This window comes from Clostridioides sp. LIBA-2809 (assembly GCF_056688965.1).
In genome coordinates, this window is sequence record NZ_CP197004.1 from 669,771 (window position 1) to 691,803 (window position 22,033).

At 27.5% G+C, this 22,033-nt stretch carries 24 protein-coding genes; 13 read left to right on the forward strand and 11 right to left on the reverse strand.

Features of this window, described 5'->3' with window-relative positions; translation table 11 throughout:
• Window positions 1–146: 146 nt before the first annotated feature.
• The 5 genes from ACTG44_RS03415 to ACTG44_RS03435 all read right to left on the reverse strand — a co-directional run bounded on the left by ACTG44_RS03415 (window position 147) and on the right by ACTG44_RS03435 (window position 2,866).
• Complete coding sequence (locus ACTG44_RS03415) at window positions 147–1,040, reverse strand: CPBP family intramembrane glutamic endopeptidase (protein ID WP_479918147.1); 894 nt, start codon at window positions 1,038–1,040, stop codon at window positions 147–149.
• A 242-nt stretch (window positions 1,041–1,282) separates the two neighbouring features.
• The gene (locus ACTG44_RS03420; protein WP_021383283.1) at window positions 1,283–1,720 is read right to left on the reverse strand and encodes a LytTR family DNA-binding domain-containing protein; all 438 of its coding nucleotides are present in this window, start codon (window positions 1,718–1,720) and stop codon (window positions 1,283–1,285) included.
• 256 nt (window positions 1,721–1,976) lie between these two features.
• Window positions 1,977–2,126: a YvrJ family protein gene (locus ACTG44_RS03425; RefSeq protein ID WP_044212660.1), complete on the reverse strand. Its 150-nt coding sequence runs from the start codon at window positions 2,124–2,126 to the stop codon at window positions 1,977–1,979.
• A gap of 12 nt (window positions 2,127–2,138) precedes the next feature.
• Complete coding sequence (locus ACTG44_RS03430; RefSeq protein WP_021383274.1) at window positions 2,139–2,369, reverse strand: DUF2922 domain-containing protein; 231 nt, start codon at window positions 2,367–2,369, stop codon at window positions 2,139–2,141.
• 275 nt (window positions 2,370–2,644) lie between these two features.
• Window positions 2,645–2,866: a DUF1659 domain-containing protein gene (locus ACTG44_RS03435; RefSeq protein WP_021383264.1), complete on the reverse strand. Its 222-nt coding sequence runs from the start codon at window positions 2,864–2,866 to the stop codon at window positions 2,645–2,647.
• A 471-nt stretch (window positions 2,867–3,337) separates the two neighbouring features.
• Here ACTG44_RS03435 and ACTG44_RS03440 point away from each other — a divergent pair, with 471 nt between their 5' ends.
• The 7 genes from ACTG44_RS03440 (at window position 3,338) to ACTG44_RS03470 (ending at window position 9,576) form a co-directional block, all read left to right on the forward strand.
• Window positions 3,338–3,595: a Mor transcription activator family protein gene (locus ACTG44_RS03440; protein ID WP_021383279.1), complete on the forward strand. Its 258-nt coding sequence runs from the start codon at window positions 3,338–3,340 to the stop codon at window positions 3,593–3,595.
• Between the two features lie 453 nt (window positions 3,596–4,048).
• Window positions 4,049–5,302: a conserved phage C-terminal domain-containing protein gene (locus ACTG44_RS03445; RefSeq protein WP_479921281.1), complete on the forward strand. Its 1,254-nt coding sequence runs from the start codon at window positions 4,049–4,051 to the stop codon at window positions 5,300–5,302.
• A 584-nt stretch (window positions 5,303–5,886) separates the two neighbouring features.
• Window positions 5,887–7,212: a replicative DNA helicase gene (locus ACTG44_RS03450; RefSeq protein ID WP_479918149.1), complete on the forward strand. Its 1,326-nt coding sequence runs from the start codon at window positions 5,887–5,889 to the stop codon at window positions 7,210–7,212.
• Between the two features lie 75 nt (window positions 7,213–7,287).
• Window positions 7,288–7,563, forward strand: a complete 276-nt coding sequence (locus ACTG44_RS03455; protein ID WP_021383291.1) for a Mor transcription activator family protein — start codon at window positions 7,288–7,290, stop codon at window positions 7,561–7,563.
• An 843-nt stretch (window positions 7,564–8,406) separates the two neighbouring features.
• A complete protein-coding gene (locus ACTG44_RS03460; RefSeq protein WP_167640312.1) occupies window positions 8,407–8,637 on the forward strand; it encodes a 4Fe-4S dicluster domain-containing protein in 231 nt (76 codons plus the stop codon).
• Entirely contained in the window at window positions 8,630–9,211 is a 582-nt protein-coding gene (locus ACTG44_RS03465) for a 4Fe-4S binding protein (protein ID WP_021383294.1), read from the forward strand. Before ACTG44_RS03460 ends, ACTG44_RS03465 begins: the two co-directional genes overlap by 8 nt.
• A gap of 200 nt (window positions 9,212–9,411) precedes the next feature.
• Window positions 9,412–9,576: a hypothetical protein gene (locus ACTG44_RS03470; protein ID WP_479921282.1), complete on the forward strand. Its 165-nt coding sequence runs from the start codon at window positions 9,412–9,414 to the stop codon at window positions 9,574–9,576.
• A gap of 240 nt (window positions 9,577–9,816) precedes the next feature.
• On the opposite strand, the gene ACTG44_RS03475 is transcribed toward ACTG44_RS03470, so the two are convergent.
• From ACTG44_RS03475 to ACTG44_RS03490, 4 genes are read right to left on the reverse strand one after another with little or no spacing between them, the layout of a single operon-like run.
• Window positions 9,817–10,413 carry an ATP-binding cassette domain-containing protein gene (locus ACTG44_RS03475; RefSeq protein WP_479921283.1) on the reverse strand — a complete coding sequence of 199 codons (597 nt, stop codon included), beginning with the start codon at window positions 10,411–10,413 and terminating at the stop codon, window positions 9,817–9,819.
• A gap of 25 nt (window positions 10,414–10,438) precedes the next feature.
• Window positions 10,439–11,206: an ABC transporter permease gene (locus tag ACTG44_RS03480; RefSeq protein WP_479918153.1), complete on the reverse strand. Its 768-nt coding sequence runs from the start codon at window positions 11,204–11,206 to the stop codon at window positions 10,439–10,441.
• Complete coding sequence (locus ACTG44_RS03485) at window positions 11,175–12,182, reverse strand: ABC transporter substrate-binding protein (protein WP_479921284.1); 1,008 nt, start codon at window positions 12,180–12,182, stop codon at window positions 11,175–11,177. The genes ACTG44_RS03480 and ACTG44_RS03485 overlap by 32 nt, the downstream gene beginning before the upstream one ends.
• Window positions 12,183–12,208: 26 nt before the next feature.
• The gene (locus ACTG44_RS03490; RefSeq protein ID WP_479918155.1) at window positions 12,209–12,859 is read right to left on the reverse strand and encodes a Crp/Fnr family transcriptional regulator; all 651 of its coding nucleotides are present in this window, start codon (window positions 12,857–12,859) and stop codon (window positions 12,209–12,211) included.
• A gap of 190 nt (window positions 12,860–13,049) precedes the next feature.
• Between ACTG44_RS03490 and ACTG44_RS03495 the strand changes: the two genes are divergently transcribed.
• Genes ACTG44_RS03495 through ACTG44_RS03505 form a run of 3 tightly spaced genes read left to right on the forward strand, consistent with a single transcriptional unit; the run spans window position 13,050 to window position 15,398 of the window.
• Window positions 13,050–13,742, forward strand: coding sequence for a GTP-binding protein (locus ACTG44_RS03495; protein ID WP_479921285.1), 693 nt, complete (start codon window positions 13,050–13,052; stop codon window positions 13,740–13,742).
• Entirely contained in the window at window positions 13,742–14,497 is a 756-nt protein-coding gene (locus ACTG44_RS03500; protein WP_479918157.1) for an ATP-binding cassette domain-containing protein, read from the forward strand. Before ACTG44_RS03495 ends, ACTG44_RS03500 begins: the two co-directional genes overlap by 1 nt.
• Entirely contained in the window at window positions 14,484–15,398 is a 915-nt protein-coding gene (locus ACTG44_RS03505) for a type 2 periplasmic-binding domain-containing protein (RefSeq protein WP_479921286.1), read from the forward strand. The genes ACTG44_RS03500 and ACTG44_RS03505 overlap by 14 nt, the downstream gene beginning before the upstream one ends.
• A 288-nt stretch (window positions 15,399–15,686) precedes the next feature.
• On the opposite strand, the gene ACTG44_RS03510 is transcribed toward ACTG44_RS03505, so the two are convergent.
• Together ACTG44_RS03510 and ACTG44_RS03515 are read right to left on the reverse strand one after the other, a co-directional pair.
• Window positions 15,687–16,325, reverse strand: a complete 639-nt coding sequence (locus ACTG44_RS03510; protein ID WP_479921287.1) for a Crp/Fnr family transcriptional regulator — start codon at window positions 16,323–16,325, stop codon at window positions 15,687–15,689.
• 540 nt (window positions 16,326–16,865) lie between these two features.
• Window positions 16,866–18,230, reverse strand: a complete 1,365-nt coding sequence (locus ACTG44_RS03515) for an MATE family efflux transporter (protein WP_479921288.1) — start codon at window positions 18,228–18,230, stop codon at window positions 16,866–16,868.
• A gap of 125 nt (window positions 18,231–18,355) precedes the next feature.
• Here ACTG44_RS03515 and ACTG44_RS03520 point away from each other — a divergent pair, with 125 nt between their 5' ends.
• The 3 genes from ACTG44_RS03520 to ACTG44_RS03530 all read left to right on the forward strand — a co-directional run bounded on the left by ACTG44_RS03520 (window position 18,356) and on the right by ACTG44_RS03530 (window position 21,293).
• Window positions 18,356–18,880 carry a PadR family transcriptional regulator gene (locus ACTG44_RS03520; protein ID WP_479921289.1) on the forward strand — a complete coding sequence of 175 codons (525 nt, stop codon included), beginning with the start codon at window positions 18,356–18,358 and terminating at the stop codon, window positions 18,878–18,880.
• Window positions 18,881–19,175: 295 nt separating this feature from the next.
• On the forward strand, window positions 19,176–20,258 hold the full coding sequence (locus tag ACTG44_RS03525; protein ID WP_479921290.1) for a DNA alkylation repair protein: 1,083 nt from the start codon (window positions 19,176–19,178) through the stop codon (window positions 20,256–20,258).
• Window positions 20,259–20,402: 144 nt separating this feature from the next.
• Window positions 20,403–21,293 (forward strand): SPL family radical SAM protein, encoded by an 891-nt coding sequence (locus tag ACTG44_RS03530; RefSeq protein WP_479921291.1) that lies wholly within the window; start codon window positions 20,403–20,405, stop codon window positions 21,291–21,293.
• Window positions 21,294–22,033 lie beyond the last annotated feature (740 nt).

Here is a 22,033-nt window from a genome sequence, read left to right on the forward strand (position 1 = left end):
TTATATACTTCAAGCGTTTAGGGAAATACATTTATTTTACAGTTTTAGGTATAATTACATGGAGTAAAACACCATTGGATTATAGTTATATCAAATTACAAGTTATCTTACACTTTATGGTTAATATTTTATAGTTAATATTAAAATTACCAATCTAGCTCAAATTCAAAATCATCTGATTTTATTTGTTCAATTTCAGAATCTACTTTCTGTTTAAACTTATTAGAAGAAACTATATATACAACAAATATTAGCCCAAATAGTATTTGTACATATTGAGATATTGCACACAATTTAATAGGGCAATGTAGTAGTAATTGAACATTAAAGAAATTGTGCATCATATGAACAAGTCCAGCAGCTAGAATACTTCTATTTGTATTTATATATACAAAATTAATTATAAAGGTTAAAAGTATAATATTTGGTATAAATAAAACTGCATCAAATAAAGAAGATTGTGCTAGAGTATATGGCATTTGACCAGGAGTAAAGTACGACCCTAGATACCAAATTCCACAAATAATACCTAAAATAATTGAAGAGGTTGTAAATCCAAATCTGACCAATAGTTTGTCAATAGCATATCCTCTCCATCCTGCTTCTTGACTAAGTATGCTTAATATAAAGCTTGATAATAGCATAAATGTTATTTTAGAAGGTTCATATATTGCTATGTATTTCCAATTTATACTAGAAGTCTTTACATTAAAGTAATTTCCGATTATTAAAGAAACAATAAACATTAAAGCAAAGAATAATATTGTCAATAAGGGCCATTTTATACTCATTTTTTTTAAGCTAAAACATCTATAAATGAAATCTTTTTTTGCGTTATCTGGATATATTGTAGAGATAAAAAATAGACCTACAATAGCTGGTGATGTATATCCAAGATAAAAAATGATTTCTCCAAGTATCGTGTCTGTAATTCCAAATAATACAGGTGTAAGACTGAATATCCAATTTAATAATAAAGTAAGTGTAAAGAAATAGGTTAAGTGTTTATTTGTATTAAAGGGGGTATTATATATTTGCATTTTTTCACTATCCTTTCGTTTTATAATAGTGTTTTAATTTATTTGTTTTTTTATATACTAAAATGTAATTTAATAGTATATCTCAGTTATGATAATATATTATTTCTTATATTTTGGCTAATTATTTCTACACTAAATACAATCAGTTAGTATTTAATACTAAATATATTGTATTATTTTGATTACAAAATAGGTCAATAAATATACGATTAGTGATATTAATAAAGTATTTTAGATTTTATTTAAATATTTAGCTTTTCTCTAATATTTTTTATGTAACGGCGATTGATAATAACTTTTTCATTATTTGTTAAAGTAGCTTGCATACGATTATGCGATATTATTTTTGTGCTCTCTATGTAGTCCATATTTAAAATCATGGATTTAGATATACGTGAGAAAGATGTATTAACTAATAGTTTTGATAGTTTATATATTTTCAAATCAACTTCAAACACATCATCTTTATAATAAGCAAATGTCTTGTTTCCAACTGTCTCAAAATATAAAATGTCACAGACATTAAGTTTATAAATTTCTCCTGACTTTTTTCCTTTTATATCAAGTAGTGGTGTACTTAATAATGAAATTATTTTTTCGATGTTATTATCTAATGTAGAGCATTTTATAGTTATTTCAATATCATCACAATTAGTAGCTTGTTCGACATGGATTTTCATTAATCATCACCTCATTTTATTACTGTCATTAGAATAGCATTATATTTTATTTAGTCCAACTAGATGCATTCTAAATTTCAAATTGAGTATGGTAAAATTCAAAAATAAAATAGTGAAATTCAAATTTGAGGTGGTAAAATTCAAAAAAATACTATAGATATTTGGAATAAATTTCCAAATATCATAGTATTTTTCATAGAATATATCTAATTATTTTACAAATAGACCTATTTTATGATTTAATATATTGTCAAAATTACTTCTTAAATACCAAAATGTTTTTAGATAGCGTATCAATACTGTTTGATAAAGCATTTAATTTACCTTCAATTCTAACCAATAAATACATGGATAGAGCTATAGGGAAACCAACATTGGTTATTAACAGTTGCAAACTATCGTCCATGAAATCATCCTCCTACTCTATAACTAAGTCATAAGGAGTAGTATTTGTTTCTACAACCTTAGCTTCAACAGCAGAAGCAAGGTCAAATCCTCCAACTAAAAAAATATTTTTAGATATTATCAAATCCATAACAGATTTTATGTTTTCTTCAGTTAAGCTATCTTTTGGGTTTTCTATAGAAAAAGAAACTTGTTTATCCTTTACATTTTTAAAACTCATGACTAATTTTTTCTTAATCTCCATACAGTTACCTCCGTTATAATAATTTATATTTTTAATTGTTAATATTAATGGTTGATTTTAATTTTTGCTAGTATAGAAAATGTTTTGGTATTACTTAAATTGAATCTCGAAAACATTTAAAAATAGTTAACATGTTTAATATATTAATCTTTAAAGTGTAAATAGATTAAAGATACAACCTACAAAATATATAGAACATTGAGTGCATCATATAATTTATCATTTTATAAAGTTTCGGTGTTTTAATTTGCGAATCAGATTATATTTAAAAAATATTATTTAGATAGTGATGTACTGTCTAATTTTAAAATATCTACAATAGGATTTTCCTGAAGACTTGCTATTGCTTCTGCAACAGCATAAACATCATCATCTAATGCTTGTGCTTTTACGTTTGCAAATGACTTACTTTTAATAACCGCCTTACCCTTATCATCAAAACCAGCATCCAATTTTAATTTTATACTAGATAAATTTTTTGTTGAAACAACTGCCATAAAATTACCTCCTAAAAATTTAATTTCAAAGATTTGTCGACTTTCTTTGGTAACTATAATACTATCATCTAAGATAATATCGGAGTTAAACAGTAATTTCTTAAGATTATTTGTGTAAATTTTTATTGGAAAATTTTTGATATATGTATATTTGGTTAATTTATATGTTATGTTTGGAGATAAGTTTTTAATGGTTTTGATATAGAATTTGTGTATTTTTCTATGGGTTGAGCTATTATTGTATAAAATTCTAGGTGTTTAAAGTTAAGTAATAAGGGTTAGATATTATGTTAAAAAAATTATTAAATTTAATCTTTAAATAAAAAAGTTAAAAGTCCAATATTAACATTTTACCTTTAAACCAGTAAAATCTTTATTAAAGCCAACAAAGTTATTAGATTATGAAAAAAATTGTTAAAAGTACTAAACTTTGTTAAGGCTACAAAAACATTTTAAAGGGGAGTGTAGTTTATGAAAGTAAAATTGGAAGATATACCAGTTCAGTTCCATGCAATGATAGAAATAGTTGGAATTGATAAGTTTATAGAGATTACTAAGTTGTATGGAGGGACAAATACCTATATACCTACATGCAAAGGGATTTTTAGATATGCAAGAGATAGGGAGATAGTAAGACAGTTTAATGGAGTAAATTACAATGAATTGGCTGCTAAGTATAATATGTGTGTAGGTAATATTAAGCGAATACTGAATGAAAATGGTATATAAAATATAATACAAAGTGTCTTATAAAGTCTAAGGGTAAAAGATAGAAAAGACATTTTGCAAAGTTTTTTTTAGACAAATTAAGCAAATTTATTACTTTTTAATTTAAATACATTGTATATTCTGTAAAAGAATTTGTTAGATACTGGAGATATATTGAGAATATAAAGAAAATAGTCGAAAATATTTGTTGGCTAAAAAATAGATAAAATGATACAATTGCTTGTACAAAGGGGAAAAAACAATAAATAAGCTATATAAATAAAAAAATATAAATTAATATGACATAATATATTGTATATTTAAGGATATAAATAGATATTTTAAGGAATTAATTGTGTAATTAAAAAAATATTAAAATAAATATATATTTATATTTAAAATATTATGTTATTTATATAAAAATAATAATTATCATATCACAAGCACTTATTAATAGAAATGGGGGAAACAGAGATGAGTAATGGATTTTACAAATTGAATTCAGTGGTATTGGGTTTTGATATAAAGAATGATATTAACAAAATAAGATTCAATCATTATATAATGAGAAAGGAAAATATACAAAGGCTTCAAGGTACTTTACCAATGGGTCAATTTTATATGACAGTGAGAAGAACTGCTACAGATTTACACCTTTCTATTTCTACTATAAGTAGGCTTGTAAGAGAGTTTTTGGATTTAGGAATAATAAAGTTGGTATCTAAAGGTGTAAAAGGGAAATCTCATTCTATATATAGCTATATCAGCATAGAATTTGATGGAAACTTATCTGAGGACAGTGACATAGAGGGTAATGTTAATGGCGATTTTGTTGACAGTAATATAGAATTTGATTGTGATGTCAGATGTGATGAGTTTAATGATGATTTTAATAGTGGTGTGAATGTAGGGGTTGAGTATAACAATAATAAGGAGTTGTCTAATGATACTGGCAATACAGAATATAGTCATAATAATTTCCATAACAAAGATACTATAATTAATAAATCCATTTCTAATATTAACACTATCAAAAATTATATCAATGAACATTCTAATATAAAAAAATCAAAAGGGAAAAATTCTAACCCACTATCAGAGTCAATAAATCTAGACCTTAATGATACATACAATGACACATGTAAAAGAATTGGTAATACTACAGGAAATAATCAGAATAAAAATGTTATAAAACCTAGTAATAGTAAAGTTTCCAGTGATGTAGGTATGATGAGTAAAAACAATTCCTTTAATAACACTCATGATATACAAAAAGAAACTAAATCTGTAACAAATAAAAAAGAGTCTTTAAATAAATTTAATAAAAAAAATATACAGCAAAGCATTATAAATATGCTAAATAAAAAATCAGGAAAGAACTTTAAATTCAATTCTCCAACAAGCATAAAACTTATCAATGAAAGGCTAAAAGAAGGTTATGTCTTAGAAGATTTCTACAGAGTTATTGAGGTAAAAGTAGCTAAGTGGAAAAATACCATAATGGAAATGTATATAAGACCAGAAACTTTATTTAGCTATAAGTTTGAATCATATGTGAATGAAAACATATCTATAAAAAGTCAAAACAATATTTATCAGTGTAAAGAAGGCAGTAATCATGACAATTGGAGTTATGGATATTCTAATTATACAACGTATGATAACAGTAGTCGTGAGAGGAAAAAACATGAAAATGTAAGATACTGGAATCCTATATGTGAAATTTAATTAGTCTAATAATGTATTCATAACTAATAGTATTGTAACTAACAATATATTCATAACAAACAGCGTATCATATCATAATGAATAATATATCTATAACTAGCAATGTATTTTTATTCTAATGATGTATTCATAACTAACAATAGTGTTGTAACTAACAATGTATTCATAACAAACAGCGTATCATATCATAATGAATAATGTATTTATAACTAGCAATGTATTTTTATTCTAATAATGTATTCACAAGTAACAATAGTATTGTAACTAACAATATATTCATAATAAACAGCGTATCATATCATAATGAATAATATATCTATAACTAGTAATGTATTTTTATTCTAATAATGTATTCATAACTAATAATAGTATTATAACTAACAATATATTCATAACAAACAGTGTATCATATCATAATGAATAATATATCTATAACTAGCAATGTATTTTTATTCTAATAATGTATTCATAACTAACAATAGTATTATAACTAACCATATATTCATGACAAACAGCGTATCATATCATAATGAATAATGTATTTATAACTGATAATGTACTTAAAAATTAAAATATAAAAACTTATGAAGAAAGTGAGATTAATTTATATGGGTAAATCAAAAGATGTTGAAATAGAACAGTCTATTTTAGGCACAATTCTTTTAGACAATAAATTAAACTATAAGCTAGATGAATTAAGTGAGGACATGTTTATGGAAAATATATGTCTTGAGATATTTAAAATTATGAAAGAGCTTAAAAAAGAAAATATAGTGATTGATGTGGCTACTGTAAAATCTAAGATAGATAAAAAATCTCTAGCAATAAAAACAAGTGACTTAACTAATCTAATCACTTGGGGGAAGAGTTTTGGGCTTGATAGTCATATTAAGATTTTAAAAGAAAACTTGGCAAGAAGAAGTATAAATCAAAACTGTCAAAACCTTTTGCATAGTCTAAACCTTGGAGAAAACATAGATACCTGTATATACAAGTTTGAAAATAATATGAAAGAAATTTTAGATAAAGATACCCATGAAAATGACGATGTACATAGTATTGCAGAAAAGGTACTAGATTTCTTGGAAAATGATAAAGAAGTTGGTTTTAAATTTGGTATAAAATTACTTGATGCTACTATAGGTGGGCTTTTTAAAGGGGAATTAACTACTATAGCAGCTAAATCTGGAGTTGGAAAGACTGCTTTAGCACTTCAAATAATGCTAAATTCATTTAAGCAAGGAAAAAAGACTTTGTTTATAAGTAGAGAGATGACTAGTGAGCAAGTATTTATGAGAAATATATGTAGGGTAACAGGTGTAAGTACAAGGGATATGAAATCTAAGGAGATAAATGAAAATGATTGGAAGCTTATTGTACATGCAATAGGGGATTTGAGTGAGAATAACTTAATTTATATAAATGACAAGATAGATACAATTAGTTCAATTAGAAAGAGGATAAGGCAGGTAAAGCCAGATTTATTAATAGTGGATTACGTGCAACTCCTTACATCTCAGAAAAGTATGGATAAAAGGGAAAGAGAAGTAGCTACATTTTCTAGAGAGCTTAAAAATATGACTTTGGATTTTGATATACCAATAATTCAATTAAGTCAGTTAAATGATGAAATGAAAGATTCAAGACCTTATGGGGATAGACCTATGAGGGATAGTAAAGCTATCTACCACGATAGCAACAATGTGGTTTATATACATCAATTAAAAGGGAGTGATTATGAAGAAGCAGTTAAGGATATAGGAGAAAGTGAGGAAGCAGTCAGGGAGTCAGAATACAGGGGAATCAAGATGGTTGATTTAATAGTTGCAAAGTGTAGAGATGGACAGACGAAGCATAAGCATTTTTGTTACTTTGGGGATAAGTTACATTTTCAGGAGCTAAAGTATTAGGTCAATAGGATAGCGATAATGAGCTTATTGAAAGTCGAGGAACATGAAACATAATATAAAATATGAGGTGAAAATATGCTAGAATTAGAGAAGATTATAGAATTACTTGAAGAACACAAGATAGAAGTGAGTATTCCAAAAGAATTACATAAGTATAATTTGCTGGAGTATCTTAAGTTGTGTCAACAAAGTGGGGGAACATATTTTTATATTAAGACAATGGAAGGTGCTTTAAAAAATGCTAGAAATGAGCTTATGATTAAGTTGTTTAATGGAAAAAATTATATGGAATTAGCGAGAATGTTTGATATGAGCGTTATTAATGTCAGGTATATTGTAAGAAAAAAATAGAGTTGATTTGGAGAAGGCAATTTTGATTATGCAAAATTTTATAAAGCAGGAACCCTGTGACTTTATTCATGGGAGCTTCAGATATTTCATAAAATATAGGCTAATATAGTTGGGGTGAAATTGTGATTAACAGATTAAAATTGTGTATAAGTTTAAGGTTATAGATGAATCTAAGTGTGATTAGTATCATGATTTTGTGAATAAAGTTGGAGTTATATGTGAGTTAAATGTATGGTCAACAAGGTAAAGTTGTGTATAAGATTATGAGTATGTAAAAGAGAAGGATTTGATTAGTAAGGTAAAGTGGGATGGATAGTTAAGAATATATAATATTTTAAGATATTAAACTATATTAATAAGGTAAAGTAGCGTTTGTAGTGAAAGTTTATATAAGAATATGATGTGTGATTTATGAAGTAATATGTGTATAAAGTTACGAGTATAGACAGGTTTAAACTGTGAATAATATAGTAGGATTGTGTATAAAGTTATATCTTATAGATAGGTTAAACTGTGGGTAATAGAGTAAAAATGTGTGTAAGGTTAGAGCTAATAGAGAGATTTAGACTGTAATTAATAGGATAAGATTGTGCATAAAGTTATAGAAATATATAAGAAAATATTATAACTATGTCAAAGATTATATAATAAATATTTATATAAATAAACAGAAGAAGAGACGATATGAAGTTAAATTAGATAAATTCATATCGTTTTTTCATTTAAAGACTTTCTATAACTAGGATACAATCTTCAATATTAGCATTTTATGTGATTAAGTCACAGATAAAAAGCGAATATATTGATATAATTCTTATAGATTAATAATATAGGGAGGTTATTATGTCTAATAAAAAAAAGAAGTATGCAAATATTTTAGAAAATGAGTGCGTAGCTTGTGGAAGCTGTATAAAAGTATGTCCAAGAGGTGCTATATCAGTTCCACATGGTATTAGTGCAAAAATTGATAGAGACTTATGTGTTGGGTGTGGTATCTGTGAAAAGACATGTCCAGCATCTGTGATTGAGATTATAACAATATTAAAAGAGGAAGAAGGTAAGTGTCATGAATAATAAAAAACATTGGTATGATTATTTATGGATTTTTTCTTCAATATATTTGATATTGGGATTTGTAAATATTATTTTCGCTTGGATTGGACTAATTTGTTTCTTTGTGCCACTAATTATTTCTATTGTTAAGGGAAATAAAGCGTATTGTAATAAGTATTGTGGAAGAGGGCAATTGTTTAATTTACTTGGAAATAAATTAAAGCTGTCAAGAAATAAAGATATTCCTAAATTTATTAGAAGTAAGTGGTTTAGATATGGATTTTTGACATTTTTTATGGTGATGTTTATTAATATGCTTTTTTCAACTTATTTAGTATTTGAAGGCAGTAGAAATCTTAAAGAGGTAGTGACTCTGTTGTGGACTATAAAGATGCCTTGGCAGTGGGCGTATCATGGGACTTTGGTTTCACCTTGGGTGGTGCAGTTTGCTTTCGGTTTTTATAGTGTTATGCTTACATCAACTGTCCTTGGTTTGATTACGATGGTATTGTTTAAGCCTCGTTCATGGTGCGTTTATTGTCCTATGGGTACTATGACTCAGATGGTATGTAAGGCGAAGAGTAAGTCTGTATAGAAAGAGTTTTTGTGAAGACTTAAGAGGTTTAATGTTTAAAGTTGAATAGGTGTAAGATGAGTAATATATTTGAATAGATGTGATAAGTATATGAGTGTGGGAGCATAGATAGGGTTTGTATAAAATAAACTTGTTTATGCTTCTTTTTGATTTAGTAAGGCACTATAATATACATAGAATAGATTTTTAGGAGGTATAATATGTTAAACAATAGAGACTTACTAATGGCTAATATGCTTAATATGATAGTTCAAAAATCTAGATTTGATTGTAAGCTTCTACTTGAAACAGAAAATAGAATGAAGAGTCTAACAGAATCAGAATTGATACCAAGAAATGAACTTATAAACTTATGGAAGATTTGAATATCAGCGAAAAAGACCTTGAAAATATTGAGGTAGATTTTGAATAAATACATAAAAAATACTATTATTAATATTTTAAAATAAAAAATATTACTGGAGTAGGAAATTTCCAGTAATATTTAGGAATACATTTCTATTCATCAACATAATTGACTATAAATGCCATCTTGTTTTTAGTCTATAAAAATACTTCTTATAGAGGAAGTATTTTAAAATCAATATCTTAAAAACACTATAAAATCAATATATCAAAGGCATCTTAAAATCAATTATTGATTCCTTATGACTTCTAAAATATTTTATATCATCCATATCATGAGTAATTATTATAGCACTCTTATTTTCCAGCCTACCTATAACAAAATCCATAACCTTATACTTAGTTTCCATATCCAGTCCTTTAAAAGGCTCATCCATTATAAGCAAGTCAAAATCATACAACAAAGCTCTTAATATTGCTATCCTTCTTTTCATACCTCCACTTAATTCTCTGACCCTTTTATTGATACAACCCTTCAAATCCAATACTTCTAAAGCATTTTCAATTTCTAAATTCCCCAAATTCTCACAAACTAACTTTATATTTAACAACACACTTAGATTTTCACATAAACTATCATCTTGAAATACTGCACTAATCTTTTTATGACTGATACCTGTAATTTTTCCACTATCTGCTTTCTCTAGACCCATCAATATTCTTATTAATGTTGTTTTGCCAACTCCAGATGTTCCAGTTATAAAAGTTATAGAATTATCTTTAAAAGTATTACTAAAGTTATTTAAAATAATCTTATCATTATATTTTTTGCTTAGATTCTCAATTACTATATCCATCTAGCCTATCTCCAATCTTTTTAATCTAGTTTATCTCTAATCTTTTTAATAAATAATCTATCAATGACAAAAATCCCTTTTGAAAGCAAATACTTATTATAATTATAACTATAGTCCATGCAAATAAATCTGGAGTATTCAAATATACCTTAGCCTTATATAGTTTTTCACCTATAGAATTAGCTGGCATACCTATTATCTCTGCTGCTATCCCGGATTTCCAACACAACCCTAAAGAAACACTACATGCCGCTCTTATGTAGGGTGCTACCTCAGATAAATATATGTACCTTACTTTTTTTATTTTGCTCACCTTAAATACTTTTGCCATATCATTCAGCTCTCTAGATATACTATTTATCCCATTTAGAATATTGCTATATACTACTGGTAACACCATCAAGAAAGATATAAAAATGGACAAGTTCTTTGAAGATATCCATATTAGAGAGAGTATTATAAATGAAGCTACGGGTATAGATTGTATTGTAAGTATCAATGGTTCAACAAGTATCCTAAAATTTTTTTTACTCGATGCTATTATTGCAACTACTATCCCTACAATAAAAGCTAGTATAAATCCTGTTGTTATTTTCATAAAAGAAAAGAGTATGGATTCCCAAAACTCAAAGCTTGTAGATAATTCTAATAATCTTTTTAAAGCTGAAAAAGGAGATACTAAAAGTATCTCCTGACCAATTATCATACTACCTATTTGCCAAACTGTAAGCCAAAAGATTATTGCTAGTATATGAGCTTTACTAATTTTCTTGGATGTAGTAGAAATCTTCACCTGGCATCTTTCCTCCTATTGACTCTGGATTAGCTTCATAAAGTACTTTTAAGTAATTGTTTAGTGTAGTTTTCATTGTAGTACCATCTATAAATGTTATATTGCATTTTGGTATTGCTTTTTTTGCTACTTCTGCTGGTACTATTTCATTTTTCTCAATAAGTTTTGAAGCTTCATCTATATCTTTATTTGTAAAATCAACTGACTTCTTGTATTCTTCTAAGAAGCTCTTAACCTTTTCTGGGTATTTTTCAACAAATTCTTTTCGTGCAACAACAACTCCTGTTGTTAAAGCACTTTCAATATTTTTATCTTTATTTAAATTATCCCATTCTTTTGTCAAATCTAAAGCTACTCTTAGGTTGTCGCTCTTAGTCAATGCTGTTGTTACAAATGGTTCTGGGAGCAATGCTATTCCATCTTTGTTATTTAATAATGCTGCCAGACACTCTGTATGTTCTGATTTATACTCTATGTTGACATCTTCAGACGGATTAATTCCATTTTCTTTCAATATGTAATTCAAAGCATACTCAGGAGTTGACCCCTTACCACTAGCGTAAATCGTTTTTCCTTTTAAATCATTTACATTGTTTATAGAATTTCCATTTTCAATTATGTATAAGACTCCTAATGTGTTAATTGCTAGAGTTTCTACTTCACCTTTACTATTATTATACAAAACAGATGATAGATTTGCTGGAATAGCAGCAATATCTATTTCCTTGTTAATTAGTTTAGGTGTAATTTCATCAACAGAATTTGCTATTGTAAATTCATAATCCTTTTCTTTTTTATCATTTTCGTCACTAATCATTTTAACCATTCCCATTCCTGTAGGTCCCTTTAGTGCTGTTACTTTAGCAACTATCTCAGGTTCTTTCTTTTCCTGTGTCTCTTGTGGTTTTGACGCACATCCTGCCAACGAAACAGTTATTAATGATACTAGTAATAATATTGATAATTTCTTTTTCATAAAACTTTCCTCCTTATTATTTAATATTATATTTCATATAGAATCTGTGTTAATTTTTCTTTATTCAATATTTTTATACTCCTTTTATTAAATTCTAAGCAATTTTCACTTTGTAATGACTGCAACTCCCTATATAAAGATGCTCGACTTACATGAAGTCTTTTACTCAATTCTTCTTTAGAACATTCTAATAAAACAATGCCATTTTTACCGTTTTTTTCTAGCAAGTATTCAATAATCTTCTTTTTACTAGATTGTATATTTAAAAATTCTATCTTTCTCAGTAAAAATTGTATCTTTCTATTACAGTATCTTGAATATTCTAAAGCAACAGTGGTATCTGACTTCATCATTTCTATAAAGTGTTTTTTGGGATAAAAAACTACAGAAACATTACTTTTGCACTTTAGTACAGTATCTAAAGATTCCTCATCAAATATATTGGAAATTCCAAAAACATCGCCTTCCTTTATAATAGACATGTTAACTTCACTTCCATCACTTGATATACAATATATAGATACTTGTCCTGTTTTAATCACACCTACATAATACTCTTTATCAAAAAAATCGCTTATAAATTGACCTTTCTTATAATGTTTTGTCTTTATCTTATCTTCTATAATGTATCTTTCAGAAAATAATTTACTATTTGTTAGTACTTCTTTTTCACTCAAAGTCATCACCTTTTCTGATAAATATTCACTTTGATTGAAATAATATCATAGTATTTACCAAATTACAACAATATTGATAATTATTTTCAATAGAGTTTATTTATTAATTGTCTCATTTGATACAGTTTTTATATGTATCTAATGCTATTATATCTCTTAACAAAATATGAAAGGAGATTTTATATAAACCATGAAAACAATACTAATTTCTGGTTCATCTTCTGTAGGGAAGACTGCTTTAATAAAGCACTTAATTCCGTATTTAAAAGCTACTGGACTTAAACCTTCAATCTGCAAGATTGATTGCTTAGCCACTGATGATGATTTAATATATAAAAAATTGAATATACCTTATATTGTTGGACTTAGTAAGGATATCTGTCCAGACCATTTTCTTATTTCAAATATAAATGAACTTATACTTTGGGCTAAAAATAAAGATAGTGATATTTTGCTAATAGAAACTGCTGGACTTTGCAATAGATGTTCACCTGCAACCAACAAAACACTACATATATGTGTCTGTGATTGTACATCTAGTTTTAGTACTCCTCAAAAACTAGGACCTATGTTGAGTGAAAGTGATGCTATAGTCTTAAGTAAAATAGATATGGTATCACAAGCAGAAAGAGAGATAATATCATTTAATATAAAAAAAATAAATCCTAACTCGAATATATTTTTTATTGATGGGTTAGTTGGTTTTGGTGTAGAGTTGATTTCAAACTATATAAAAAATGCTAATCTTACAAATAATGACGAACATTTATTAAGACACACAATGCCAAGTGGGGTATGTTCTTATTGTATTGGAGAGTGTAGGATTGGTGATGAATTCCAACAAGGGGTAGTTTCTAAAATTAATTTTAGGGGTGAATTTTAATGAAAAGTATAACCATATATCCTGGAAAGAATAAGTTTGGGGATACAGAGGACTTTGAATCTCTAACTTTTTACAGAGGTCATATTTATTCTATTGTGGGGAATACAGGTTCTGGTAAGAGTAGGCTAATTAAAGATATAGAGCAGTTTGTAAATAAAGATTCTTTAACTAATAGAAAAGTAGTTATTGATAATATGGAAGTCCCTATTGAAGAACGCAATAAATTTTCTACAAAGCTCATTTCTCATCTTAGTCAAAATATGAGATTTGTCCTTGATTCTACAGTTGAGGAGTTTTTAGTTATTCATAAAGAGTGTAAAAATAATACTTCTGTTTCAATAAAAGAAGTGTTGGATGTAGCAAATTCAATAACGGCAGAACCTATTTCATTATCTCAGGAACTTACATCATTGAGTGGTGGACAGACTCGTGCATTAATGATTGCAGATGTTGCTCTTATTTCAAATAATCCTATTATTTTAATAGATGAAATAGAGAATGCTGGAATAAATAAAAATGTTGCTTTAGACATTTTATTGAAGAATGATAAGCTAATATTTATAGTTACACATGACCCACATACAGCATTGATGGGAGAAAAAAGGATAATAATGAAAAATGGTTCAATCTTTAAGGTAATCAACAAAACTAAAGAAGAAAGAGCAATATTAGATAAACTCAAAGATATATATGAATTTCAACTAGAATGTCAATATAAATTAAGAAAAGGAGAAACTCTTTATGAGAAATGTTAAACTGTATTGGAGTAACATTTGTATACTTCATAAATATGAGAAAAACTATTTAGATAATTTAATAATATCTTTAAAAGAAAAAGGTATTAATCTAGAGGTAACGTATTTTGGTATAGGTTATCCTTATAAATTAAATGAGTATCTGAAAAAGTCAGACTCTGTAATTCCTGATATTATAGTTTCTACGGATTTGGAAGTATATGAAGATAACAGTATATATTCAAAATTTTCAAGTGAATTATATCCATTGTCAAATTATTTTAATATTAAAAGTGAGATTAAATCATCACCTATATATTTTGATGAGAGATTGCTTCCATTTTTAGTTATACCATTAGTATTTTCTTATAACAATAACTATAAGGGTTTAGCAGATTCTATAAAGACTGTAATTGATACTAATACAAAAACTGTCATTGGTGGGATAAACAATTCTGGTGCAAAATCTATTGTTAAAGCCATATGGAGTAAGTATGGAAAAGAGTATGTTGAAAGATTTTTATCTAATTCAACTATATTAGATATGCCAATACAATCGTTTAATGATGTAAAAAATGGTTCTGATAGGCTAGCTATAACTCCTAGTATATATGCAAAACGTGCTAATGATAAAGATTTGTTTATGTCGTATCCTGATGATGGAGCTATAGCGTTACCATCTTACATTGCTGCAAATAAGTCTTTAGATGAGAAAACGATGATAGAAGTATTGGACGCAATTTTATCTAAAGAGTTTTGTAATTTTTTTGTGAAGTCTGCATCCTTATTATCTTGTATTTATGATACTGTAGATGATAGTCTTGTTAAAAACAATCAATATAAGTTTCTATATCCTTCTAAAGAGTGGTTAGACACGATTACATCTGAGGAATTTTTTGAGGTTTATAATATGTATATATAGTTGTATAAATCCATGTGTATTTTCAATGTTATTGGGATAAGTGACTTATATTAGTATTATTGACATAGTTTTATATTTGAACAATAGTAAAATATAAAACTATATAAAAGTAAAGTTAAATACAAATATCAAAAAAATGTAGTATAAGGTTAAATATAGAGAAGATATAGTATAAAGTTAAATACAAATATAGAGAAAGTATAAAATTAAATATAAATAAAATATAGTATAAAGTTAAATGTAAATATCAAATAAGCACAAGACATTCTAAAATAGAATCTCTTGTGCTTATAATGTCAAAGAACGAAGTTTATCCTTATCCAATACTTTTATCCCGCCACGAGATAAAGACACAATACCTTCACTAGCAAAATACTTTAACATTCTAGATACAACTTCTCTGGCACTACCCATATACTTAGCAATTTGCTCATGAGTTAGATTTATAGTGTTGCTGTTGTTCTTAGCTATTTCATCAATTAGAAAAGACGCCAAACGTTTATCAAAACTCATAAAGAGAATTTGTTGCATTGCCCACATAACATCAGAAAAACGTTCAGTAACTAATTTATGTGAAAATAATTCTGCATGGATATTTTCTGTAGATAGTTTTGAAAAAACAGATGAACTAATCTGTATAATATCGCAGTCTGTTTCTGCATCTACATATACATCAAAAGTTATTGTTTTTAAAATACATGAAGCCGATAAAATACATGTATCACCATTATCAAGACGGAAGAGTGTAACCTCACGACCTTCATCTGAAAGTATGTATGTACGTATTGTTCCAGACTTTATAATTAAAACGCCAATACAGTCGCTATCACCACAATGTATGGGAGTTCCTTTTTTATAATGGGAGATGTTTGCTGAAGTAATCAATAACTCTTTTTGTAAATCAGTGAGTTTATCCCAAAACGGCAAACTGTGTGTAAGTATATCAATATCATTTTGTGAAATCATGTAATGGCTCCTTTCTTAAAATCTTATAATCCCATGATACAAGTGAATGGATAAAATAACAAGTAGTTTATTAGTATGATTGTTTAAGTGGATATTAATAGTATGATTTGTATGGAAAAAATATGACAATACCTATATTCTTGCCTATTAATGAGTAAATTATATAAATAGGTGAGTGGTTTATATATTAATATAATTATAGATTGCAGTTATTATATGAAGTAAGAAATACATGAATTTAGGTATATCTAGTAAGCAGAAAGAACTATATGATAGTGTACTTACCATATAATTCTTTGAGCTTATGAAAGATATACAATAGTTTTACTTATTGAATAAAAATATATATGAAGAATCTATACAATAGATGTTGAATGAAAGCATATATATGAGGAATCTCCATAATAGATATTGAATGAAAGCATATATATGAAGAATCTACACAATAGATATTAAAAATAGATTTAACAGTTAATATATCTTTTAAAATTTATTTATATTTTAAAAGATAGAGTCTGTTTTTAAAAGTTTAAGTTCTTTATGTAGTTTTATTGACATAAAACCTGCAATTATTGCAGCTACCAAATCAGCTATTGGTTGTGCATATAAAATACCATTTAATTTATAAAATACAGGAAAAATCAAAATTATAGGGATAAAACATACACCCTGTCTACACATACCCAAAAACCAACCTTCCTTTGCTTTTCCTAGTGCAAGGAATAATGTAGAATACACTGTATAAAAACCAAATAGCATAAATGAAAGTCCATTTGCCCTAAGTGATTTACTTCCACATTCAATCAATAGCATATCACCATTTGTAAATTGTGAGATTATAGCTTTTGGGAAGAACACCATTACAAGACCAAGTACCACACAAAACATTGTAGTCCATAGTATGGATGTTTTTATTGCACTATGCAATCTATCGTAGTTTTTTGAACCAAAATTATAACCAGCAATTGGTTGGAATCCCTTTATAAAGCCAAATACTATAAGGCTACCTAGAGACATTATTCGTGTCACTGCACCCATACCAGCTATAGCAAAATCACCATATTTTCCAGCTTCCATATTAGTTAATGTGATAGCAAGACTAGTTAGTAATTGAAATATCAAAGTAGGCACACCAATCTTTAAAATTTCTGAGACAACATCTTTTGAGAAGCAATATTCACTAATTCTAAAACTAAACATACTTTTCTTGCTGAAAATATATCTTATATATACAAGCGTTGAAATCATCTGTGAGATAGCTGTTGCAATGGCAGCTCCCTTTACACCCATGCCAAAAGTATAAATGAATATCGGGTCTAAAATCATATTAAGCAATGCACCAGATAACATCGCACACATACTTGTTTTAGCAGCCCCTTCACTTGTGACAATATTAGTCATAGTGACGTTGAATACATTAAAAATAGAGGATACTATATAAATGCTAGTATAAGCCATGGCATAAGGCATAATACTTTTTGTAGCTCCTAATAATTTTAAAACGGGATTTAGAAAAATCATAATGACGATAATGACTAATGCACCCACTATAATACTACTGTAAATAGATGTACTAGCTACTTTTCCTGCTTTTTCATTATCACCATGACCTAAAAGTCTTGCAATGTATGAAGCAGCTCCATTTCCAAACAATAGCCCTAATCCCACAACAAGCTGACCTAATGGAAATGCAACAGATATAGCACCCATTTGGCTCGTTCCAAGTCCGCCTACAAAGTATCCATCTACTAAATTGTACAATGCAGTTATCATCATACCTATCATAGTAGGTAATCCCATAGCAAGTAATGCTTTTGGTATTGGGGCAGACCCCAATAATTCAATTTTTTTGTTGCTTTCTTTCATGTTAAACACCCCTTTTCTATTGACATCAACTCTAAATTATAATACTATAAATTATAGTAAGTATGAAAAATAGTACTATAATTTATAGTATTTGTCAATAGAAAGAAAATGAGAGGAGAATTTTTATGGCTACAATAGATTTAATCGTATTAGGTATAGTAAAGCAAGAGCCTCAGAGTGCTTATGATATTCAAAAAGAGGTAGAATATAGAAAAATATCACGTTGGGTTAAAATAAGTACACCATCAATTTATAAAAAAGTAATTCAATTAGAAGAGAAGGGATATATTGAAAGTACATCTGTGAAGAAGGGGAAAATGCCAGAGAAAGCAGTTTACTCATTAACTGAATTAGGTGAAAAACATTTTTTAGATTTAATGTTTGATACAGCTTCTAAGCCAATAAATATGCTTTTAGATTTTAATGCTGTCATAGTAAATTTAAATAGTCTTACACCAGAAAAACAGAAATTATGTATTAAAAACATTGAGGAAAATATACAAGAGTTAAAGAAAACTATTGAGGAAAACATAAGTATAAAGACGAATGTACCAGATATAGCAAAAGCAGTGTTGGACCAACAGTTAGTGCTAGCTCAGGCGTTAGAAACGTGGATAGATTCTCTAAAAGAGAGTATGGACAATAATTAGAGAGTAGGATTTAATTTATTGAATAAAATCTAGTATAAAAAAAGTATGTAAACTAATTAGAGAAACTGGTTTAATCATAGGACAAAAGCTATTCTAAAGAGAGTATGGACAATGATTAGAAAATCGGACTTAATTTATTGAATAAAAATTAGCATAAAAGATAATGAAATATTATTTATATAACAATAGTGAGGATTATTTATATTTTATGATGAAGATTTAGTAATATGACACACTGGTGTCTTGTCCTGTGGTATATGATTAATAAATCAAACATAGAAGGAGGAATAGTTATATGCCAGACTTACTAATAAAAAATAAGTTTAATCACGAGTCACTTCATGAGGTTGCATTGGCTATCCAATCGGTTTATAACCCATTTCAAGTGGACGAGTTTATAAAATCGACAATAGATGAAACATGGGATAATTTAGAGTTAAAATCTAGATGTAGAAAAATAAGTATGAATTTAGGAAAGTATTTACCATCAAACTATAAAGAGGCTATTTCTATTCTTGAAAAATCAGTTAGGGGCTTTTCTATTGCATTTTTTCTTCCAGATTTTGTTGAGGTTTATGGACAGGACGATGTAGATTGGGATTTATCTATAAGTGCACTAGAAAGAAATACTGAATACTGGTCTTCGGAATTTGCTGTAAGAGTATTTATTATCAAGGATGAAAAACGTATGATGGAACAGATGTATAAATGGTCTAAGCATGAAAATGAACATATCAGAAGACTCGCAAGTGAAGGTTGCCGTCCTCAGTTGCCTTGGGGACAAGCAATAACCAGTTTTAAAAAAGACCCTACACCTATTCTTCCTATATTGGAACAACTCAAGACTGATACATCGCTATACGTACGAAAGAGTGTTGCTAATAATATAAACGATATATCCAAAACACATCCAGATTTAGTTATCAATCTTGCACAGGATTGGTATGGAAAAAATGAATACACTAACTGGATTTTAAAACACGGTTGCAGAACTCTATTAAAAAAAGGTAATCGTGATGTATTAGCTCTTTTTGGATACGATGATACTACTTCAATAGATATTCAGGACTTTGTATTAGACACACCAGTTTTTTCTATTGGAGAGGATTTAATTTTTTCATTTACTATTTTAGCAAAGAAAGCTACAAAAACAAGGCTCGAATATGGAATTGATTATGTGAAATCCAATGGTAAAAGGAATAGAAAGATATTTAAAATATCAGAAGTTTCATTAAAAGAAAATGATAAGAAGTTATACAGAAGAAAACATTCATTTGCAGATGTAAGTGTAAGGAGACATTACCCAGGTATACATTCCGTTATACTTATTGTTAATGGTGTAGAACAAGGTAAGTTGGATTTTAAACTAGATGTATAATTTTAATTGAGTAAAAAGACAGTAACTACTACAAAAAATTAGCAGGAAATTATAAGTGTATGTTTAATAACTTATAAAAGATAATCTGAAAACTACTATGGTTTTTATATTAAAAAATTATATAAAGGAATCAGGTATAAGAGAATGATTGAGAGTATACCAGCAAAACAAATTTTACAAAAAGTTAAATTTGAAAATACAAGATGGTTTGGAATTGATTATAATATGAATCTCTATCGCGGTTGTCCCCATGGATGTATATACTGTGATAGTCGTAGTACAATATACAACATAGAAAATTTTGACCAAGTTAGATATAAGGAAAATGTGATAGAAATTTTAAGTAAAGAATTGCGTTCAAAAAGGAAAAAAGGGGTAGTAGGTATTGGTTCCATGTCTGATACATATAATCCTTTTGAAAAGGAGCTTTGTATTACTAAACAAGCATTGAATCTAATTGCAGAAAATCATTTTGGTGTTTCTATTGATACCAAAAGTAGCTTGGTAGTTAGGGATATACCTATTTTACAGAAAATCAAAACAAATAATTCTGCTATTGTAAAGGTAACTATAACCACGGCAAATGACGAGTTATCAAAAAAAATAGAACCCAGCGTAAATCCAAGTTCTGTACGATTTGAAGCGGTAAAGGAACTTAATGATGCTGGAATTTTTTGTGGTATATTATTGACTCCTATGTTACCATTTTTGACTGATAATAAAGATGAAATAAGAGCGATTGTGGAGAAAGCATATAAGGCTAATGCAAAATTTATTTATTGTATGTATGGAGTGACAATGCGTAGTGGTCAGAGAGAGTTTTTTTATAAGCATTTAAAAAATATATCTCCAGAATTAGCACTTAAGTATCAAAAAATGTATGGTTTGAATTATGTATGTAATATCCCAAATAAAGATTATTGTGAAAAGTTATTAAATGAAGAATGTAGACGTTATGGTATTTTGACGAATATGAAAGATATTATAAAAGCTTACAAGAGGTCAGAATCATATACTCAAATAAAATTTTTCTAAGGTTGATTTTAGATAGATACAATAGCGTTTATATTTTAAAGATAAGCAGTATTCAATATTATGGTTAAAATAAACTATATATGTATTGTATAAGGATTATATAAGTTTGTTAGAATAAGGGTCTACATAAAACGAGGATAAGACTGATGATATAAATAAAAACTATAGAAGAAAAAAGGTCAAATTGACCTTTTGGTGTGCTGTATTTATCATACTATTTTTAGATAAGGTAGCATCTTTAGATAGGTATAATGATGTTATGGGGTAAGTTTATTGGGTTTAATTTAATATGTATAAGGCTAATGGCTATTTTGTATATTGGTATATTAGTTTTAAATAGATAGCAAAATAAAGTATTGTGATAGATGTGAGTATTTATCATGATACTTTGTTTTATTGGTGAAGATTTAAGTTAGTGAAGATTTAGATTATGGATGAGATAAATAAAAAGATTATAATAGATAAGATAAATAAGAAATAATTATCATAGATAAGATAAATAAAAAGATTATATAGACAAGATAAATAAGAAATAATTATAATAGATAAAATAAATAGAAAATTATTAAAGGTCAAATTGACTTTTAAAATATAAAAAAGGTCATAATGACCTAAAACATAATGAAGATAAACATAAAATATAGACAAAAATAAAGTAAAGCAAAATAATGAATGAATATCATTCATTGACATAAAAAAAGCCCTGTGATATACTATGAGCAAGAATAAGGGGGTTTGAA

Excerpts from the sequence above, each read along its gene's own strand:
- ACTG44_RS03460 (WP_167640312.1), top strand. The coding sequence starts at position 8,407 with ATGTCTAATAAAAAAAAGAAGTATGCAAATATTTTAGAAAATGAGTGC.
- ACTG44_RS03445 (WP_479921281.1), top strand. The coding sequence starts at position 4,049 with ATGAGTAATGGATTTTACAAATTGAATTCAGTGGTATTGGGTTTTGAT.
- ACTG44_RS03420 (WP_021383283.1), bottom strand. The coding sequence starts at position 1,720 with ATGAAAATCCATGTCGAACAAGCTACTAATTGTGATGATATTGAAATA.
- ACTG44_RS03520 (WP_479921289.1), top strand. The coding sequence starts at position 18,356 with ATGGCTACAATAGATTTAATCGTATTAGGTATAGTAAAGCAAGAGCCT.
- ACTG44_RS03455 (WP_021383291.1), top strand. The coding sequence starts at position 7,288 with ATGCTAGAATTAGAGAAGATTATAGAATTACTTGAAGAACACAAGATA.
- ACTG44_RS03425 (WP_044212660.1), bottom strand. The coding sequence starts at position 2,126 with ATGGACGATAGTTTGCAACTGTTAATAACCAATGTTGGTTTCCCTATA.
- ACTG44_RS03435 (WP_021383264.1), bottom strand. The coding sequence starts at position 2,866 with ATGGCAGTTGTTTCAACAAAAAATTTATCTAGTATAAAATTAAAATTG.
- ACTG44_RS03440 (WP_021383279.1), top strand. The coding sequence starts at position 3,338 with ATGAAAGTAAAATTGGAAGATATACCAGTTCAGTTCCATGCAATGATA.
- ACTG44_RS03525 (WP_479921290.1), top strand. The coding sequence starts at position 19,176 with ATGCCAGACTTACTAATAAAAAATAAGTTTAATCACGAGTCACTTCAT.
- ACTG44_RS03450 (WP_479918149.1), top strand. The coding sequence starts at position 5,887 with ATGAAGAAAGTGAGATTAATTTATATGGGTAAATCAAAAGATGTTGAA.
- ACTG44_RS03485 (WP_479921284.1), bottom strand. The coding sequence starts at position 12,182 with ATGAAAAAGAAATTATCAATATTATTACTAGTATCATTAATAACTGTT.
- ACTG44_RS03495 (WP_479921285.1), top strand. The coding sequence starts at position 13,050 with ATGAAAACAATACTAATTTCTGGTTCATCTTCTGTAGGGAAGACTGCT.
- ACTG44_RS03515 (WP_479921288.1), bottom strand. The coding sequence starts at position 18,230 with ATGAAAGAAAGCAACAAAAAAATTGAATTATTGGGGTCTGCCCCAATA.
- ACTG44_RS03415 (WP_479918147.1), bottom strand. The coding sequence starts at position 1,040 with ATGCAAATATATAATACCCCCTTTAATACAAATAAACACTTAACCTAT.
- ACTG44_RS03475 (WP_479921283.1), bottom strand. The coding sequence starts at position 10,413 with ATGGATATAGTAATTGAGAATCTAAGCAAAAAATATAATGATAAGATT.
- ACTG44_RS03470 (WP_479921282.1), top strand. The coding sequence starts at position 9,412 with ATGTTAAACAATAGAGACTTACTAATGGCTAATATGCTTAATATGATA.
- ACTG44_RS03530 (WP_479921291.1), top strand. The coding sequence starts at position 20,403 with ATGATTGAGAGTATACCAGCAAAACAAATTTTACAAAAAGTTAAATTT.
- ACTG44_RS03430 (WP_021383274.1), bottom strand. The coding sequence starts at position 2,369 with ATGGAGATTAAGAAAAAATTAGTCATGAGTTTTAAAAATGTAAAGGAT.
- ACTG44_RS03505 (WP_479921286.1), top strand. The coding sequence starts at position 14,484 with ATGAGAAATGTTAAACTGTATTGGAGTAACATTTGTATACTTCATAAA.
- ACTG44_RS03465 (WP_021383294.1), top strand. The coding sequence starts at position 8,630 with ATGAATAATAAAAAACATTGGTATGATTATTTATGGATTTTTTCTTCA.
- ACTG44_RS03500 (WP_479918157.1), top strand. The coding sequence starts at position 13,742 with ATGAAAAGTATAACCATATATCCTGGAAAGAATAAGTTTGGGGATACA.